Origin of the sequence: Streptomyces sp. NPDC059718 (assembly GCF_042733315.1) — a bacterium.
GTDB lineage: Bacteria > Actinomycetota > Actinomycetes > Streptomycetales > Streptomycetaceae > Actinacidiphila.
The window spans coordinates 1-17,765 of the sequence record NZ_JBHWGA010000040.1; the positions used below are offsets into that span (position 1 = coordinate 1).

Annotated in this window: 12 protein-coding genes and 2 pseudogenes; 8 read left to right on the forward strand and 6 right to left on the reverse strand. The window is 68.9% G+C overall.

Annotation, left to right across the window (positions count from 1 at the left end):
- The 4 genes and pseudogenes from ACFV3E_RS34090 to ACFV3E_RS34105 all read left to right on the forward strand — a co-directional run.
- A pseudogene (locus ACFV3E_RS34090) lies at positions 1-248 on the forward strand (hypothetical protein); the annotation flags it as partial.
- A 453-nt stretch (positions 249-701) separates the two neighbouring features.
- Positions 702-1,586 carry a DUF6083 domain-containing protein gene (locus ACFV3E_RS34095; RefSeq protein ID WP_500538398.1) on the forward strand — a complete coding sequence of 295 codons (885 nt, stop codon included), beginning with the start codon at positions 702-704 and terminating at the stop codon, positions 1,584-1,586.
- A 137-nt stretch (positions 1,587-1,723) separates the two neighbouring features.
- Entirely contained in the window at positions 1,724-2,068 is a 345-nt protein-coding gene (locus ACFV3E_RS34100) for a DnaB-like helicase N-terminal domain-containing protein (protein ID WP_500538400.1), read from the forward strand.
- 176 nt (positions 2,069-2,244) lie between these two features.
- Positions 2,245-3,753, forward strand: a complete 1,509-nt coding sequence (locus ACFV3E_RS34105; RefSeq protein ID WP_500538506.1) for a UvrD-helicase domain-containing protein — start codon at positions 2,245-2,247, stop codon at positions 3,751-3,753.
- 132 nt (positions 3,754-3,885) lie between these two features.
- Here the strand turns inward: ACFV3E_RS34105 and ACFV3E_RS34110 are convergent.
- Positions 3,886-4,044 (reverse strand): annotated as a pseudogene (locus tag ACFV3E_RS34110) (integrase); the annotation flags it as partial.
- A gap of 740 nt (positions 4,045-4,784) precedes the next feature.
- On the opposite strand from ACFV3E_RS34110, the gene ACFV3E_RS34115 reads away from it, so the two are divergent.
- Both ACFV3E_RS34115 and ACFV3E_RS34120 read left to right on the forward strand, forming a co-directional pair.
- Positions 4,785-5,411, forward strand: a complete 627-nt coding sequence (locus tag ACFV3E_RS34115; protein ID WP_500538402.1) for an SHOCT domain-containing protein — start codon at positions 4,785-4,787, stop codon at positions 5,409-5,411.
- A gap of 568 nt (positions 5,412-5,979) precedes the next feature.
- Positions 5,980-6,312: an integrase core domain-containing protein gene (locus ACFV3E_RS34120; RefSeq protein ID WP_500538404.1), complete on the forward strand. Its 333-nt coding sequence runs from the start codon at positions 5,980-5,982 to the stop codon at positions 6,310-6,312.
- Between the two features lie 72 nt (positions 6,313-6,384).
- Here ACFV3E_RS34120 and ACFV3E_RS34125 read toward each other — a convergent pair whose 3' ends face one another.
- Positions 6,385-6,816: a hypothetical protein gene (locus ACFV3E_RS34125; RefSeq protein ID WP_500538406.1), complete on the reverse strand. Its 432-nt coding sequence runs from the start codon at positions 6,814-6,816 to the stop codon at positions 6,385-6,387.
- Positions 6,817-7,260: 444 nt separating this feature from the next.
- Between ACFV3E_RS34125 and ACFV3E_RS34130 the strand changes: the two genes are divergently transcribed.
- Together ACFV3E_RS34130 and ACFV3E_RS34135 are read left to right on the forward strand one after the other, a co-directional pair.
- A complete protein-coding gene (locus tag ACFV3E_RS34130; RefSeq protein ID WP_500538408.1) occupies positions 7,261-7,755 on the forward strand; it encodes a DUF3293 domain-containing protein in 495 nt (164 codons plus the stop codon).
- 285 nt (positions 7,756-8,040) lie between these two features.
- On the forward strand, positions 8,041-10,551 hold the full coding sequence (locus ACFV3E_RS34135) for a tetratricopeptide repeat protein (RefSeq protein WP_500538410.1): 2,511 nt from the start codon (positions 8,041-8,043) through the stop codon (positions 10,549-10,551).
- A gap of 487 nt (positions 10,552-11,038) precedes the next feature.
- Here the strand turns inward: ACFV3E_RS34135 and ACFV3E_RS34140 are convergent, their stop codons facing one another.
- From ACFV3E_RS34140 to ACFV3E_RS34155, 4 genes are all read right to left on the reverse strand, one after another.
- On the reverse strand, positions 11,039-13,129 hold the full coding sequence (locus ACFV3E_RS34140) for an ATP-binding domain-containing protein (protein ID WP_500538412.1): 2,091 nt from the start codon (positions 13,127-13,129) through the stop codon (positions 11,039-11,041).
- Positions 13,117-14,406: a helicase domain-containing protein gene (locus ACFV3E_RS34145; protein WP_500538414.1), complete on the reverse strand. Its 1,290-nt coding sequence runs from the start codon at positions 14,404-14,406 to the stop codon at positions 13,117-13,119. The genes ACFV3E_RS34140 and ACFV3E_RS34145 overlap by 13 nt, the downstream gene beginning before the upstream one ends.
- 328 nt (positions 14,407-14,734) lie before the next feature.
- Entirely contained in the window at positions 14,735-15,100 is a 366-nt protein-coding gene (locus ACFV3E_RS34150) for a hypothetical protein (RefSeq protein ID WP_500538416.1), read from the reverse strand.
- Positions 15,101-15,219: 119 nt separating this feature from the next.
- A complete protein-coding gene (locus ACFV3E_RS34155; RefSeq protein WP_500538418.1) occupies positions 15,220-17,652 on the reverse strand; it encodes an AAA family ATPase in 2,433 nt (810 codons plus the stop codon).
- Positions 17,653-17,765: the final 113 nt, after the last annotated feature.

Genomic DNA, 17,765 nt, shown 5'->3' on the forward strand with positions numbered 1-17,765 from the left:
TCGCCGTCGGCGGCAGCATCAAACTGACGCGCCTGCGCTACGGCCGATCCGCCACCACCTGGGGCTTCGCCCTTTACCTCGCCAGCACCGACAAGTACGAGGACACCCTCCTGCCCACCGGCACCCCCGAGGACGCCCTGGACTGTGCCTGCGGCCTCCAGCTCGCCACCCCGGACATCTGGCTGGACACCAGGCACCCGACCAACCCCGGAGTCAACCCCCGAAAGACTTCCGGAGCCGACCACTAAGCCTTTTACGGGCCAGGTGAGTTGCAGGTACGGCCGCCTTCTCCGCACGCTCGTGCTGGCGGACGCGTCGTTGCGGCGCTGGTTACGGTCGTTCTGTTGGCAAGTGCCGCCTCAATCGATGCCTCCAGGGCGTCAGGTTCGGCGATGAGCCCCCTGGGGCGGAGATCGTCCTGGAGCAGGCATAGGGCGAGGCGGCGCTTCTGCGGATCCTGTCGCAGACGACCGCATGAGCGACGGGTGTTGAGTGCGTCGGCTGGATGGGCGGTCAGTCGCGTCTTGCGGTCGAAGGGGGCGGGGTGCACGGCACCCTTGTGTGCATCGACCGTTTCGAGGGGCCCGATGGAATGCATGAGCTATTCGGCGAACTTTTGTTCGACTTGAAGGGGTCGAGAGAGTGACTTCCTCGGCTTGGTCGTCCATGTTGTGGCGTGTCTGCCCTCACCGTCTGCCGTCATGCGCTCTACGAACAACTCCTTCGCTGACGATGGTTTCGCCTGGGACGGCAGCCGCAAGAATTACCGGCCGCGCCGGTCCCTGCGCATCGCCGACGACAGTCCGAGCCGGCTGCTGTGTACTGCGCAGGGCGGCCGGTGTGATTTCTGCGGGAACCCTGTTGAGTGGCACCAGCGCCCGGGCAGTACTGCTGTTCCGCTGCATCCGGTAGAGCTGCCCGCCGGGTCGGTGCCGCCGGGGGAGCGCTGGCATGTCTCTTCGGGTGTCGCTCATGCCTCCCATGACGGGAGCGCGTGGTGCCGCATCCGGCACCACGCGCCGTGTCCGGCCGGTCCGGCGGGCAACCGCAGCCCGCTTCTGGAGGAGCTGTGCCGAGCCCTCGCGCTGAACTCCCGCCGCCTGCAAGATGCTGGCCTCTTCACGCCTCGGCCCGAGCAGCCGGCCCAGGCCGCGCCGGATCTGCCTGTCCGGCCGGTCGTGCGCATCATCGGCGCGCGCTATCTCGCCCCTGGTCCTGTCGAGGACGTCCAGTGTGTGGCCCGGACCCGCGCCAGGCGTCGTTGCTCCCTGCCGGTCCTGGACCCCGAGGCCCTGCCCGGCACGTGGCGGCTGGAGCTTGTCGATCCGCTTCTTCGCCCCGGCGACGGGCACCTGCCGGCCGATCCGGAGGTGATGGCCCTGTACGACCTCACGGGCTTGCCGTACGCCGAACAGCTGCGCTGGCGCGCCCAGCGCTGTACCGCTCATGTCACTGTCCGCGGTGCTGCGGACAGCGCTCTGGTTGCCTGGGAGCCCTTTGACCCGGTCCGCCACCGCCTGTACATCCGCGACCGGCTTCCCGACCCGTCGCTGCGGGCGCCCGCCTCGGGCCGTGGTCTGGAGTGAGCCCGCTGCCCCCGAGTGACCGTTCCGCTCGGCCGCCCCGCCCGCGTGGACCCGGCGGCCACTACGGCCACGCTCCTGCCGCAGCTCTCGCTGCGGCGGTTTCGATGTCCCTCTCTTGGCCGTTTCGGAGGCCCCTGGTGTCCAAGACCTTGATCGGTACTCCCGACCCTGACCAGCCCCCGCCCCGGCCTGCCCTGCGTGATGAGCATGCCGAACGCGTGGTCCTGGCCGCGTTGCTCCACCACCCGCAGCTGGTCCCGTACCTGGTGGCCGTACTGCACCCGGCCTACTTCAGCAGCCCGGCCTGCTGGGAGGTCTTCCTTGCTGCGGCCGCCATTCATTACCGCAAGGAGCCCTGCACTGCCGCGGCCGTCACGGCCGAGCTCGCCCGGCGGCAGCGAACGAGCACGGCCGCCTTCCTCAGCAGGCCAAGCACCTGGTTACCGATCTTGGCCGTGCCGCGGTACCGGCGGAGCCGGTAGTAGCGCACTACGCGGCGATCGTCCGAGACCTGGCCGCACTGCGCCGCCATACGACCGCTCATTCCGAGGGGCTGCCGCCGGTGCCGATGCGCGGCTTCCTCATGGACGACGACACCACCTGACCACTCCTGCGCGCCACGAACCGCGCTCTCACGGAACGACGATGCTCAACGATGCTGCAGCCCACCGACGAAAGGATCGCGGCCGCCGACGCTTTCGCCACCGGGGACCACCTGGTCATCCAGGCCGGAGCCGGCACCGGAAAGACCACCACCCTCACCCAGCTTGCCGCCGACACCTCACGCCGCGGCCTGTACGTCGCGTTCAACCGGGCTATCGCCCAGGACGCCGTCGGCCGTTTCCCCGGCACGGTGCTGTGCAAGACCGCCCACTCCCTGGCCTACGCCGCCATCGGGCACCGCTACCGCGCCCGCCTGAACGGACCCCGCCTTCCCGGCCGGCACACCGCCGACGCGCTGGGCATCACCAAGCCCATGCGGATCGGCGACCGAACCGTGTGGCCGGCCACGCTGACCTCCACGGCCCAGCGCACCGTGACCCGGTTCTGCCACTCCGCCGACCCGGTCATCGAGCGCCACCACGTGCCCCCGCTACGCGGCCTGGACACCGAGGACCTGCACGCCGAGCTCGCCCGCCGTATCCTGCCCTACGCCCGCGCCGCCTGGGCCGACCTGCAACACCCCGACATCGGCGCCGTCCGCTTCGAACACGACCACTACCTGAAACTGTGGGCCCTTTCCGACCCGAAACTGCGCACCGATTTCGTCCTCCTGGACGAGGCCCAGGACACCAACCCCGTCCTGGAACAGGTCCTGCTCAACCAGCGCGGCCACGCCCAGCTGGTCATGGTCGGGGACTCGGCGCAGGCCATCTATGGCTGGCGTGGTGCCAAGGACGTGATGACCGGCTTCGACGGCACCGCCCTGTTCCTGACCCGGTCCTTCCGGTTCGGCCCCCTGCTGGCACTGGAGGCCAACCGGTGGCTGGCGATCGCCGACGCCCCGATCCGCCTGGAAGGCAGCCAGACGATCCCCACCGAGGTCGGAAAGGTGACCCAGCCGGACGCGGTGCTGTGCCGCAGCAACATCGGCGCGATGGCACAGATTTTCCACTTCCTCGCTCTCGGCCGCAGGGTCGCGCTGGCCGTGGGAGGAGCGGCCCTGCGCGCTCAGGCGCTGGCCGCCCGGGACCTGCAGGACGGACGCCGCACCTCCCACCCCGAACTGGTGCTGTTCACCTCCTGGGGTCAACTGCGGGACTACGCCGAACACGACCCCGTCGGCAGTGACCTGCAGCCCCTGGTCGACCTCGTCGACTACCACGGCACCGACGCCATCCTCGCCGCGGTCAACCGCCTGGTCCGCGAGCAGGACGCGCAGGTCACGGTGTCCACCGCGCACAAAGCCAAGGGCCGCGAATGGCCCCAGGTCGAGATCGCCGACGACTTCCACCCACCCAAAGACAGCGACGAGACCGACGAGCACGGCAACCCCCTGCCCGGACCGATCGACGACGCCGACGCCCGCCTCGCCTACGTCGCCGTCACCCGCGCCCGCCAACGCCTTGACCCCGGCGGCCTGAACTGGATCAACGACCACCCCGATGGAAACCCTCCGGCGTCACTACCTTGGCCACTCGACGGTCCGGCTGACGACGCAGACTGACTCTTTGTAGGGCGATCGATAGCGTCAGCAGCAGGCGACCTCCGTCCACGTGAAGTCAGGCCCGCGCCATCCAGCGCGGGTCCCGCTCCCTCTTGCGGGTCAGGAATTGGCCCAGGGCATGGGTGATGGGAGAACCTCGAACAGGTCGCAGGCGAGTAGAGCGTCTGCCTGGCCGCGCAGGGAGGCAGCCCAGGTCGTGCCCTGCCGTTCGGGGGCGGGTGGGTTGTCGTGCTCCTTGAGGACTTCCCAGACGGTGGAGGCGGCGACCTTGATGCCGAGTGCCACGAGTTGGTACGCGCTGCCGACTTGGCGCAGCACGCCTACGCGGTGTGCGTCATCGAGGAACTTCGCCAGTCGCCACGGGACGCGGCTTCGGAGGGCGAGTAAGGCGAGTCACCCCGCAGGCGCTACGCCTATACGCCAGCCTGGGTGAAGAGGATCGTCCAAGGATCGGCGCCGCGGCGAAGTGCAGGGCCTTCTTCGGCAAGGGGCCGCAACTGAAGTGAGTGATCACCTGGCCGGGGCAGGCGAGTTCATCAACCAGCCGGGGTGCGTTTCTCCTTGAGGGACCTCGCTGCCGAACGGCTCGGACGTGGTTGGTTCTCCGACTCGGCGAGGGTCTCCGGCGCCGTGCTTGCCGCAGGTGCATGGCGTTGATCAGGGGCTTCTCGTCCCTCCAGAAGAAACGCCCCCCGTCGATTGAGCGAGCGGCTCGCGGAGTTGCCCGCCGCAGATCCAGACGATCTCGATGCGCTCACGTTTCTCGACCTTGTGACGGCTCCCGGTGGTTGGGAGATCGACCGGAGACTCGAATCGGCGAGATCCTGGGCCGGTACCCGGCAACCAGTCCGGCGCACCGGGTGGTGGTCCCCCGCTCACGGAACGCGATGCTCGCCACTGCTGAGCGAGCGCGAGACCAACCGCGAAACCCCGCGCGCCGACAACGTCGCCGACGCATCGGCGGCCTGTCGAAACCGATTTCATACGCACAACGTTTGCGTGGGGTCGAAGACTTGTTCTACGGTTCGCGAATGGCGATTCTGCAGGAGCTGACGAACCAGGGACGCGTAGTGGGCGGCCACCTGGCGAGCGGCAGCGTTCTCTCAGGGCACGGCGGATTCACCATCCAGCACCCGCGCAACCCATTCAAGCGGCCCAAGCTCAACGCCGAGACCGTGCTCGAGTGGGAAGAACTCTCGACCAGGCAAGGTGTCGCCGGAGCAATGGGCCAGGCTGCCGCGAAGGCTGCTCTGCCTGGGATGATCGGTAAGGCTGTCGGTGCCGGCCTCGGGGCTGCCATGAAATCCGGGCACACGGTCCGCGTGAACTGGGCCGACGGCAATCAGTCGATCATTGAGTTGCCGGAGAAGCTGTTCGTGATCTTCTCCGCATTGCTCAAGGGCCAGCAGGTCGTAACTGATACCTCCGCGCAGACCGAGTCTTCGGAACCCCTGCCGGCGCAGCCTGGCGTGACCGAGAAGATCTTGGACCTCGCTTCTTCGGTGATTCAGCGAGGCAAGCCTGGGGCACCGGCCGAGGCCGCAGATCAGCCGGATGTTGTCGAGCAGATCGCGAAGCTCGCGTCGCTCCACGACGCTGGCATCCTCACGGACGAGGAGTTCGCGGAGAAGAAGGCTGAGCTGCTCGCGCGACTCTGACACTTGAGGCGGCCAGTCATCGCCCGGGCTTGGGGGCGACGCGCACGATCCAAATCTCTTGGCGTGGGGCTGATGCCGTTCTCGCCCAGGTGGTTCGACTCTACTCCGCAAAGTTAACCGACCGGATCTGCCGCAAGGTGAGCGTCAGGTTCGGCCACGTCCTGGGATGACTCACCGGGTCGGCAGCTCGCGCCACGTGTCGCCCCGGTATGGAGTCCGCCATCGGATCATTCAACGAGGCGCGTGGCGTCGGGCTCGCATGCCAGGTCCCACCCGCGGCTCTTGCCCTTGAGGGCTCGGTCGCGGGCCTTTACGGACCAGCGGGCGGTCTCGTCATCCTCGCGTAGAGCAGCACGTCGCGCCGGGCGAGCTGCCCCTACACTCGCCCGCCTCGCACTGCCACTCTGGAGCAGCGTCAAGTCGCCAACCCAGCGGGTGAGCCGCTGGTTGCGTGCGTCCGCCAGGGTGCGGTTGGGTCCGCTGCTACCAGGGACAACTCGGCCTCGCCGCGTGACCGTAGCCACCCACCCATCACTCAAGAAGTAACGCACCCAACCAGCCGAGAGGTGTGCAGACTCAAGGCAAGACCGCCCAATTCACGTCCGAGGCGTTCCAGCAGCTGTGCGGCCGCCGGGGCGTGGTGCAGTCGACGGGGCGAGTCGGGTCGGCCCTGGACAACGCCGCCGCGGAGTCGTTCCACTCGGTCCTCAAGGTCGAGTACATCCACCAGCACACCTTCGCCACCCGCACCGAGGCCCGGCTGAAGACCGCGACGTGGATCGCTGACTTCTACAACGCGAAGCACCGTCACAGCGCGGCAGACGGGAAGCCGCCCGTCGAGTTCGAACGGATCATCCAGGAAGCGCGAGTGCGGACCGATCAGGATGGCCGGACCGCATAACCAACGTCTCTACAAAACCAGGGGATTGACATCGGTGACCGTGCCGAAGGGCGTGCCGAGGATCGGTGCATCTCAGGTGGAGGCGGCCTCTATCCCATCGAGGGCGTCCCGTTCCTCCTGGCGTAGCCGGTTCCGCTCCCGGACCTGGGCGCAGAAGGTGCGTAGCGCTTCGGGGTCGGCGGCGGTCTCGCTGTCCACGACGGTGCGGGAGCCGTCGCCGACCTCGACGATCTGCTGGTCCATGCGGCCGCTGTCGAGGATGCCCATGATGGTCAGCCACTCATCGCGGACGGCCGGGGTCAGGTTGATGTCCAGGTGGTGCTGCGAGGGGGGATCGTCCGGGCTGATGGGCTCGGTCATTGCCTCGAGCAGGGTGAAAGTGAGGACGCGCAGGTCCCTGTACTCCTTGGGGTCCATGAGGTCTTCGAGTGTGTCGAGGTAAAACCGGGCCAGTTCGTGGGCTTTCGGACCTGGCGTGGCGCCGGTGCTCTCGTGGTCAGGCAAGGAGGTTCCCTCTCGTCTCTTTGCGTCTTTTCGCGTCGGGTATCGGCAGGCGAGCAACCTACAGGAGGGCGCGGACACTAACGCGCATCATCGTGCCGCGTAGACGCTCGGATGCATCGCCCGCGCCAGCCGGGCGAGTTCGGCATCGGAGAGTTCGGCGAAGCGGCTCTTCCGCTGCGACTTCAAGTTCTCGGCGGGCAACTGAGGAAGGAACTGTGCCCGCGCCCCTGGTAACGCCATGGCCGCGGGTGTGTACCAACGGCGAGCATTTTTTCGGGGCGGTCACTGGACTTTGGATATGGCCGTGTGGCAGCGTTGTGCTCGTCAGGTGCTCAACACCTGACAGTTGTGATGGTCCCGCATCAGCGGGAGCCCGTAGATCTCCCTGCCGGCAGGTAAGGGGGTCCCCTTTCGAAGGAGACCCTTGTGCCTGCCGTTAGTCGTTTGGCGCAGTCCACGCCGTGGTCGCACTATCTGTGCGCGGTCGTGGACATCGCTTTTCCCGCGCGCAGCATTCGTGTCACGCGCTTTCCGGGTGGCGTGTCGGGCCTCCCGTACCCGCTCCATGGCGCGGAAACGATCCACATCGTCACCGCCTTCAACCCCGGCGGGCGCAACGCCACGGCGCGGGCCAACCTCCGGGCGCAGCACGAGCTGCTGCATCACATCAGCGTTCGCGGGCTGCAGTGGTGGCCGGCCGTCGGGGGCAACCTGGACGACTCCCACGCCGAGATCAGCGCAGCGGTGGTCGGCATGGACGACGCACAGGCCCGGGCGCTGGGCCGCAGGTTCGGCCAGGACGCCGTGTTCGCCTGGTCACCATCCTCGTGGCGACTGCTGGCCTGCGCCGACACAGCCCACGACTCAGTCAGCGCCGGCTGGCACGCCGTCATCCTCGAGTCGCCATCCCACCGGTTCTCCCGGTCGCCTGCCACGTAACCCCGGACGATCGGTCGTTCCCGCGAACGCGACGCCTTCGCCCGAACAGGACCTGCCACGGCTTCCCTTGCCGACTCCTGGCGCCCCTTGCTTCCACCTTCGCGCCGACGCCCCGCGGTGCGAGAGCACCGTTGCTGCTGCTCTTAGCTGCCTCGGTACCGACGGCCGCCTCTCCCTTGTGGAAGGCCGCCAGTTTCGCCGGAAGCTCGCCTGCTTCCCGATTCGCCACGTGCGCCCCCGGACTCGAGCCTTCCTCTTTGTTCAGATCCCTGATTGGAGCCGACCATGGACCCGTTGGAAACCGACCTTATTGCCTTCGCCGACCGGGCCTCGGCGCTGGAACAGCGTGCGATCGCGCTTGGCGCACCTGTGCAGCAGTCGCTGCCGCTCCTGCCCGCCGCGTTGCCGGTCTCGGTGGACCACGCCATCGACCTGTCGCTGGCGTTCGACAGGCTTGGTGCCCGCGACGAGTACCTGCAGGCCCGCGAGCTCGTTGTGGATCTGCTGCGCCTGCACCGCGCGCGTGACCCGCTGGAGTTCGCCAACGCGGCGGGCATCTGGGCCGCAGCTCTGGCTGAAGCCGGCCGCCCCGGCGACGCGGTCGTGCCATTGCGGGAATGCGTCACCCTGCTTGCCCCCTGTGCTGCCCCGGAGATCAACACCGATCGCCTTGCCACGGACCGCGAGGCGTTGGACGGCCTGGCCCTGTACGCACGGGCCTTGCTTGACCTGGGCGGCTGCCTCGGCGAACTCGGCCAACTCCAGGACGGCATCCAGATACGCCAGCAGGCACTGGCCGCCTATGAGCGCTGCGCCGCCGCTTCCTCCGGATTCGAAGGCAACGTAGCCATCACCTGCATCCGTCTGGCCGACATGCTGCTCGAGCAGACCGACACGGCCACCGACGCCCTCAGCGCCGCCGACCGAGCTGTCGGCGTGCTCGGCCCCATGGCCGACTTCGCACCGTACCGCGACGCGGCACTGCCCGATCTTGCCTACGCCCAATGGCTGCGAACCCGCGCCCTGACACGCCTGGACCGCCTCGACGATGCCGTGGCCGCCGGACGCCAGTCCGTGGACTTGCTGCGCATCGCCGCCTCCTCCTCCGTCCCGCACCTCGGGACGCTGGTGACGGCCCTGGAGCTGACCTCCGACCTGCTGGCCGACGCCAAAGAACACGATGAAGCCCTCGCGCTGGCCGCCGAGGCCCTCGAGGCGGCAGACCGGACTGAAAATTCCTTCCTCCAGCTCATGGCGCTGTGGCTGCACAGCCGCCGCATCCTGGACCACCCGGGCGAAACCGAGGACTGGGACGACTCCACGGTCGACGGACTCCTGTCCGCCTACGCCGCCATCGTCGAGCACGCCCCCGCCCCGTGGCTGGAGGAACTGGCCGTCCAGCTCATGACCCTGCACGGGCGCCTGGCCGACCTCACCCGCGTTGGTGACGCCGCCACCGCCGTCGCCCTCGCCCTGACGCCCTACCGGCAGCTGGCCGCCGCCGATCCCGACTGGACACCTCCCTACTGCCACGCCCTGGGCGTGTATGCCGAACTCTGCCTGCGCATCGGGGCACAGGACGAAGCCCTGACAATCGCCGAGCACCACCTGTCCGTTGCCTCGGCACACGACCACGTCAGCGCCGTACATGCCCGCGCCCAGGAGACCTTGGCCACCTGCCTGGCCAGTGTCGGACGTGCGGAAGAGGCCGAACAGGCCAGCCGTGCCGCCGTCGGCCTGTGGATCGCGCTCGCCGACGCGGGCGACGACGACCCCGACGTCCCCGGCGGCCTGGCGCATGCCTGGAACACCCTTGCCAACCGGCTACTCGGCGTGGACCGGCCGGAGGAGGCCGCCGCCGCGGCCGCCCGGGCCGCCGCGCTGTGGCCCGCCGACAACATCGGCCGCGGCAGCGCCCTGTACCTCGTCGGCGTCGCCCTGGCCCGACTGAACCGCCACCGGCAGGCCGCCGACAACTTCCGCGAAGCCGTCGCGGTCTACGACGGTCACGCACCGCTCGCGCCGCACCAGGAAACCCAGCTGAGCGACGTGCTCCACAACCTCGCCGTCAGCCACGGCCGCTTGAGCGAAAACGACGAGGCCTTCGCCTGTGCGTCCCGCGCCGCGGCGATCCTGCACCGCCAGTGGCAGGCCGACCCGGTCTCCCACCACGCGCACCTGCTGAGAGCCCTGGTAACCCTGATGCACTGCGGTGCCCAGGCCGACGAACTGACCACCGCGGCCGAGGCCGCGCGACTGCGCGTTACCGTGCTTGAGACGCACCCGGGAACCGAGCCCCTCCAACTGGGCATGGCCCTTGGCGATCTGGGCGGACTCCAGCTGAACATCGGTGCTGCGCAGGACGCCATCGAGTCCTTTACTCGCAGCGCCAAGGCCGTCCCCGAGGACCCACACGCACGCGCCATGATCCACTGCCGAGGGGCCCTCGCACTGCACCGCTGCGGCCGAACCAAGGACGCGATCCATCTGGCCCGGCACGCCATCGATCTGCTCGGCCCGATCGAAAACGAAACCGACCACCCCTACCTGCTCTGGCTCGCCCAACTCCACCACGATCTCGCTGTCTACCTGCTCGCCGATGCACGTCCCCTGGAAGCTCTCGGCGCCGTCGGCCGGGCCGTCCCGCTGCGCGAACGCCTCGCCGAGACCGATCCCGGCATGCACACCGCCTCCTTGATCTCCGACCTTGAGCTGACCGCGACCCTGTTTTACGCCCTCGACCGACCCGACCAGGCCCAAAGAACCCGGGCACGCATCAAAGACCTCACCCGTTGACGGATGTCGGGAGGCATTGAGGAGCTACCTCCCGGCTCAACAAGATCACTGCCCCTGTAGGAAGCTAGCCTCCGAAGGTGCGCTGCGCTGGCGTCCGGGAAACGAGATCGGCATCGTCATGTTCGACACCGTTCCCGGCGGCGCTGACGCCGCGGTCGCAGTATGGTTACGACGCTGTCTCAGAGAGACCGGCCGCATCGACGTGTTGCTGCGCGAGCATGCGGAGGGGGGATGTCTTGTCCCACACGTGCCAGCGGGCACCGCACACGGGGTCCGTCCCATAGGCAACTTCGGCGGGAAAGCCCTTCACAGCCACTCTCAGCGCTGCGGGCGGTTCCTGGAGGGACCGTCCGCAGCCTGGACAGGTCTTGGGTGTGGGCATGGGGTACATCCCCATTGCGATCTTCCTCCGGGGGTGATGGTTGGTGCGCAAGTCCTTCGTCTTTGGCGCTGTCACATGCATGGGCCGGCGCATCTCCGCCTAGGTTCATCCCTGGCCGGCGCCCAGGGCGGTTTCCGCCTCCTGGCCGCCCCAGCTGTCCCGCGTGCGCCATATGACGTGGACGCCGAAGACGCCGTGCACGGCGTCGCCCGACCAGTCCTCGGCGGGCGGCTCCGAGAGGACCAGGTAGAGGCGGTCGGCAGGAGTCGACAGGGTGTGGTTGATCTCCAGGAGGCGGGTGGCTCCCGAGCGGAGGTCGGCGTAGGTGGAGCGGCCGGCACCGAGGACCTCGTAGAGGAAGTGGCCGTCGTCGGCGACGCGGCTGACATCGATGACCGGGGAGTCGGTCGGCAGGAGGTCGGCCCACAGCAGGGCCGACATCAGGGCGTGGCGGACCGCTTCGTGCTTCTTGCAGGCGCGGTCCTCGGCCGCCGCGGCCTCCAGCGCGTGCAGGAGATCCTTAGCGGGTGCTGCCGGTGTCGCAGGGGTGTCATCGGCGGTGGTCACGGACTCGGCTTCCTTCGGATCGGGGTGCTGCTCAGCGGGGGCGGGCGCCTGCTTGGATTCCGGTTCGACCATGGCGGCCAGTCGGTGCTGGAGCGTTTCCCGGGCGTCGGCCAGGGCTTGCGCCCAGCCGGAGCGGGTCAGCTCGTTCTGGAGCTGGGTCAGGTCCAGGTCGTCGTCCTTGAGCGCGCGGTTGGTGCGTCCCGCGAGGTCGCGCAGGAGTCGCAGACGATGACGGTCCGGGGAGCCGAGGATGCGCTGCACGCCCACCCAGTCCGCCTGGTCACGGCGCAGGATGCGGTTGGCCATCCCCTTGAGTTCGGAGAGGTGATCGCGGGCGTTCTCCGGGATGGCGTCGGCGCCGCTGATCAGCTCGTCGAGAACTCCGAGGGCCGGCACATAGCGTTCCGCCATCCGGCGTGAAATGGGCTGGCGGCCGCGCGGATCGGCCGTGAGTACCGAGTGATTGGTCTCGTGGGCGAACACCCAGCAGTCCAGTTCATCGCCAGGGCGCGGAGGAACCGAACCGTGGCGGACGGTCAGGAAGAGGGGGCCCTGGACTGCGGGGGACAGAGCCTTGACCTTGTAACGGCCGCCGGGTCCTGTGCCGATCACCCGGACTCGTATGTCCGTGCCGATGTCGGGCACGTCGCCCGTGCTCTGCGCAGGGGATTCGTCGGGCGCATGGTTGGTGGCGCCGTCGCTGTTCGTGAGCGCCTCCGGGAGGGGGGAGGCGTGGAGGACAGTGAGGCTCTGGGTGCTGCGGGTGAGGGCGACGTAGAGCTGGCGCAGTCCGGCCGGGCCGCGGTCGGCGATGGTGGCCGGTTCGACGACGAGCACGTGGTCGTACTCCATGCCCTTGGCCTGGGCGGCAGCCAGGACAGACACCGCCTCACGCTCTTGGCTGGTGATGCCGTCGGCCTGGTCCAGGCGGAGGCCGATCTCGTCCAGCCAGCCCGAATCGTCGGGAACGATGACAGCGACGGAACGCAGCATGTTCCCGTCGCTGGTGCCGACGAGACGAGTGACCTGGGCGACTGTCTCGTCGAGGAGTTTCCACGGCTCGGTCGCCATCGTGCGTACGGCGTCCGCTCCGGCCTCCCGTACGGCCTGTGGATAGGGCAGCGTGGGGGCGATCGTGCGGGCTAGGGGCGCGATGAAGTCCATGATTTCGGCGGGCACGCGGTAGCTGGTGTTCAGCTCGGCGACGTGCCAGTCGCCGTGATCGGAGAGGAGGTCGCCGAGGCGGTCCCAGTCGGTGTAGGTCTGGGGGCCGGTGGCCTGGGCGAGGTCGCCCAGGACCGTCATGGAGCCGTTCACGGCGGAACGCCGGCGCAGTGAGCGAGCCTGCATGGGCGTGAGGTCCTGTGCTTCGTCGCAGACGATGTGCCCGTACCGTTGCGGCGTCTCCCCAGTGATCAGGTACTGCAGTTCTTCGAGGCAGACGTGGTCGTCGAGGGTCCAGGGTTCTGTCTCGGTCTTCTCAGCCCGGGCGCGGTGCAGAGAAGCCTGTTCTTCCTCGTCGAGAATGCCCTCGGCGCAGGTGTGCAAGAGGTCTTGCGAGTCGTAGAGGGTTCGCAACGCCTCCCTGGCGCCCGGCGACGGCCAGACGCGCTCGATCAGGCGCTCCACTTGGCGGTTGCGTTCAAGATCGCGGCGGATCGCGTCGTCCCGGCTGCGGCGCGGCGCGGCGCGACGGCGACGAGTTCCTGCAGCAGGCGGTCGACGAGCAGGCTGCGGAAGCGGTCGCGGCGCTCACGGTACGAGCCGTCGTTCTCCCGCACGTCCTCGAGGAGGGCGAGTACCTCGAACCCTGGGATACGCAGGGTGGTGCTGCCGACCGAGACGGTGACCTCCGGCTTGGCCCCCTCGTAGGAGGGGGTGCTGGTGAACTCGTCGACTGCCTCCGGTCGGCACTCGATCTCCACGCGCCGCCTCAGGACAGCCGCCATGCGCTCGTCGGACTTCACCGCCCGCGCCCGCGGTGAGTCAGTGCCGAAGATCTCGCCTTCCCAGAGGCGGGTCATCTGCACGGCGTTGACGTTCCGGGTGCCGAGGGTAGGCAGGACCCGGCTCACGTAGTCCAGGAACCGCTGATGGGGACCGACAACGAGGACGTCCTGCGCCTTGAAGTGCTCATTGTTGACGAGCCAGGTCACGCGATGCAGACCGACCGCGGACTTTCCGGTACCCGGACCACCCTGCACCACCAGGATGTCGGAGGGCGATCCGGTGACCAAAGCCATCTGGTCGCGTCGTATGGTCTCGACGATGTCCCGCATGCTGCCGCTGCGAGAGCGCTGGAGCTCGCGCAGGAGGAAATCGTCCGGCTGCTGCGGCTTTCGCCGGTGGAGGCCGGCGATGTCGGTCGGAGTGAGAGCGGGCTTGCCTGCCTTGTCCTCCTGCTGTGCAACGGTGACCCCATCGGTGACCGGACCGGCGTCACCTGTGACGGGCCTCAGGCCGGGGACGGCGATCTCGTCGAAGAAGTCATCGACGACATGCTCCGTGCAACGCAGTTGCCGGCGGAGGAGCACATCCCCTGGAGCATCGGGCTGCGCCTCGTACCACTTCTTCGCGAGCGGGCTTGTCCACAGGACGACGACGGCGTCACGGGTGTGGACGTCGGAGACGGCACGGCGACCGACGTACCAGGTGTCGGGCTCGCCACCGTCAGCACACCGTTCATCGATGCGGCTGATGACGAGTGATTCATTACCGAGTCCGCCGTAGTCGGCGGCCCGCTCCTCAGCCGCGAGACGGTTGGACACACTGTCCTTGCCACTGGCGGATGCCGAGGCGACCGATCCTCCGGTTAGTTCGGCCAGCCGCTCGGCGTAGCAGTCGTAGGCGCGGTCCACCGCCTTCTGTTCTTCGGTGATGATCTCGCTGCGCGTGGTGGTTCCCATGTACATCCCCTCCCTTGCAGCGCCTCCCCAGGTGCCGCACCGGGCTATTGCCCGTACCCCGGCGAAAGAACTATCAGAGACCAGCTGGTAGCAAGCAGTCAGGCGGCCAATGCCTGGACCAGCTCCCGACCTCCGCCCGCCTGGTGCGGACCTGGGCGTGGGTGGGGCCGGTCCCGTGCCTGGACGTCATGTGCGTGAGTGCTTGACGGGCGATCTCTCCTGTGCGCGGTACCCTGCGGCGGAAATGGCAGACCCATAAGATCGGTTCGGCATACGTACGCCTATGGAGTGTGCCTGCGCCTGACGCAGGTACAGCCTCTGAACTCGGTCATCCTTGAGACTCCTTCCGCGTAAGCGCCCCCAGCAGTGCTGCCACTTCGTCGCGCCAGGCGCGCAGCTCACCAGCGGTGGGGGAGAGTTCGTAGGAGTGGTAATGGCAGGCCTTGCTGAGTCCGGACCAGACGGCGGACCAGCGGCGGGCGAGCTCAGCACCTGTGTACGACTCAAGGCAGAGTGCCTGCGCGTGCGTCGGGCAGTGGGCCAGTTCGGGGCGGACGTTGCGCCAGTACTGCCGCAGTCCTTCCTCGAGGGCCAGGCGCAGCAGGAGAGCGGCGGCGCGCGGCCAGACGCCAGTAGTGGAGTTGGTGACCTGGGCAGAGCCGAGCAGCCGGTCGGTGCTCGACAGGAGGTCCACGGGGGAGGTGGGGAACGCCGCAGCGGCAGGGCCGGGCTGCGCGGATCGTGACGGCGTCGGCCGAGGTACAGCCGAGGGTGCCGGGCGAGGGGTGGGCGGAAACCTCGGTGTCGGGGTGGTCACAGCTCCTGAACCTTCCCGGCGAGCCGCTTGGTCTCATCGATCAACTCGTCGACATCGGGGACTGGTACGGCTTCGTGGGAGCCGCGGTTGCATAGCCGGATCAGTTCTGCGGCCCAGCCGCCGTAGGCGCGTTCGAGGTCACGGAGCACCTCGGCGCTGCGAGCCCGGTCGCCGTACATGGCCAGAGCGGCGAGCTCGGTCAGCTTGTGCGCACGGGAGATCTCCCGCTCGACAGAGGCATGGTCGCGGCCGCTGTGGAGCAGCCGACGGCGGGCGGCGGGCAGGAAAGCGGCCTCCAGTGCGGTGCGGCACAGGCCCGGGAGTACCCGGGAGACGACCTCGGGAGGCATGTTGCGGGCCTTCGTGAGCGCCTTGGCGTCGTACAGGGCCTGTTTGACCGGTTCGTCTCCCTGTTTCACCTGGACGACGGACCGCTCGCGCCGTACGACCTCCAGGACGGTGGCGGGCAGCCGCAGGTACTTCAGGGCCTGGGGGAGGCGGGTGTCATGAGTGAAGACGACGACCTGCTGCTCCAGGGCGAGCGCGGACAGGACCGTGGCCAGGCCCTCGACCTTCGCAGGGTCCATGGACTGCACGGGGTCGTCGATGACCAGGAAGGGGAAGGGATTCTCCGCGAGTGTGGTGCGGGGCAGGAAGAGCGACAGCGCGAGGGAGTGCAGCTCGCCCTGACTCATCACACCGAGAGCGGGGGCGTCGATGTCGTCGACGGAGACGTCCAGGACGACGCGGCGCTGGGTGCCGGTGCCGCCGAGCTGCACCGGTCCGAGGCTGACGTTGCTCTGCTGCCGAAGCGCGGCCCAGGTGGCCTGCGCGCCATTCGCTATGGGCCGCATCCGTTCGGCGCGCAACTCGTCGTGGGCGTCCTTGAGCCATTTGCGGGCCGCTTTCACCTGGTTCAGGCGGGGGCGGCCGGCCTCCGCGGTGCGGGCGCGTTCCAGCCACGCCGCGAGGCGGGCGGCGTGGCCGCGCCACTCTTCGTCGTGCTCCGCGAGCTGTTTTGCGGCCTGCTGGGAGGTGAGGCGGCAGGCGTCGGCCAGTACGGCGGCGCTGGCCTCGGCGCGTGATGCCAGCTCGGCGGCCCTCGCTTCGGTGAGGCTGCGGCAGCCGGCCCATGCGCGCCACAGGTCGGAGAGGTCGGGCGGTAGCCAAGCCGGGGGAGGCACGATCAGGTTCCGCAAGGCCTCGGCGGCGTCATTCAGCTCGCGGCGGGCGGCACGGGCGTCCTCGGCCTCCTCGCGCAGACGATCGACCTGCTCGGCGGCGGCTGCCGCCCAATGGCTGTCGATCCGGCCCTCGCTGCCGCAGACCGGGCAGTCGGGGCGGGCGGGGTGGCGGCGATGATGGTCCAGTGCCGCGGACAGCAGTTCCGCACGCTGCCAGGAGTCCTCGGCGGAGGTGGCCCGTGCGTCCTCGGCACCCGCGGCCGCCTCGCGCAGCCGAGCCACCGCCGCGTCGACCGCGGCGAGGTCGGGACCGGTCAGATCGGCGAGGCGGCGCAGTCCGGCGAGGGCGTCACCGTCGACGGCCGACTGTCCGGCCACCAGCGCCGCGGCCTTGTCGAAGTCCTGCGTACGCCCGCTCAGTGCCGAGACGGCCGCCGCGGCGCGCGGGTCATCGACGGAGCCCAACTCCGCAAGCAATGTGGGCAGTTCGGCGGCAGCTTGCTTGAGAGCGCCGTCGAGCTCCTTCGACTGGTCCATCAGCCGTTTGTCGGCTCCCGCGAGCTGCTCCAGTCCGAGGATGGCAGCCACCGCGTCGTACATCTCGCTCGGCTTGCCGCCGATCAGCGCGCCGAGCTCGGAGTAGGAGAGGAACGGCCGGTAATGGGCGAGGTCCCGCTCCCACCCCAGTGCGGTCAGTGGGGCGGGTTCGTGGCCGGGCCGCTCCCACTCCGCGTGCGACTCGGCGACGTCCTGACCGGTCCAGGCGCGGTAGACGGTGCTGGGCGCGGTGTCACCCTCGACCAGCAGCTCCACGGCGACTTGCGGGTCGTTCCCCTCGTGCAGGTTGCGCCAGCTGCGCCGCCAGATGTCGGATCTGGTCTTCCAGCGCGCATTGTCACCGGTGAGCGCGATCTCGATGGCCTCGGCGAAGCTGGACTTGCCGGAGCCATTGCGGCCGACGACCAGAGTCAGGCCGGGGCCGGGCTTGAGCGGGAGCCGGGCGGTGCGGCCGATTCCGCGGAAGCCGCTGACGGTGACCGACTGGAGGTAGGCGCGCGACGCGCGGTCCCTCGAGGAGGTCGTTTCCTCACCAAGGCATTCGAGCAGCAGTGTCTGGGCCTCGGGGGCGAGGGAGGAACCGGCCAGCCGGATCCGGATCAGGTCGCGCAGGGAGGGGGGTGCTTCGGCGGAATTGGCTTCGGGCTGAGTTGTGCCGGAGGGCTGCTCCGGTGGTGGGGTGGTCACGACGGTCTCCTGTGGGCGCGGTCCGGCGGCGAGATGGCTTTTGGGGTCGGCTGATCGCCCCCCCGCGGAGCACACGAGGAGGGCGAGGCGACCGGAGTATGGCGACGGAGGGT